This window comes from Vibrio sp. 1402, assembly GCF_033340275.1.
In genome coordinates this window covers 1-651 of the sequence record NZ_JAWOWE010000345.1, presented here as the reverse complement: position 1 = coordinate 651, position 651 = coordinate 1, and the positions used below count along the sequence as shown (strand labels likewise).

General features: G+C 47.9%; 1 pseudogene. It reads left to right on the top strand.

The window, feature by feature from the left end:
• Window positions 1-651 (top strand): annotated as a pseudogene (locus tag R7044_RS25975) (DUF3372 domain-containing protein); the annotation flags it as partial.

Here is a 651-nt window from a genome sequence, read left to right as displayed (position 1 = left end):
CACCAATGCCTCTGGCATTAACGACAAATCCGTTCTAGATAAAATCGTCCCAGGATACTACCACCGTCTTAACGTCAACACTGGCGGCGTCGAAAACTCAACCTGTTGTGACAACACTGCAACAGAAAACTTGATGATGGGTAAACTGATGGTTGACTCATTGAAAGTGTGGGCGGACGACTACAAAGTTGACGGTTTCCGTTTCGACTTAATGGGCCACCAGCCAAAAGATGTGATGGTCTACGCACTTGAGCAAATCCGCAAGATTGACGAAAACACCTTGTTCTACGGTGAAGGTTGGGACTTTGGTGAAGTGTCTAACAACGCTCGTTTTGATCAAGCTACTCAGCTAAACATGGCTGGCACTGAAATCGGTACGTTCTCGGATCGTCTGCGTGACGCTGTTCGTGGCGGCAGCCCATTTGATGGCGGTGTCGATTCAGAAGGTAAGCACCCACTTCGCTTCAACCAAGGTTTTGGTAACGCGGCTTACGCGAATGAAGAAACCAAAGTGGACGCAGAATCGGTGAATGGTCGTCTACACAACCAAGATTTGGTTCGTCTAGGCATGGCGGGTAACTTGGCTGACTTCGTTCTTCTAGATTACAAAGGCGACACAAAACTAGGTAAGAACGTTGATTACAATGGTGC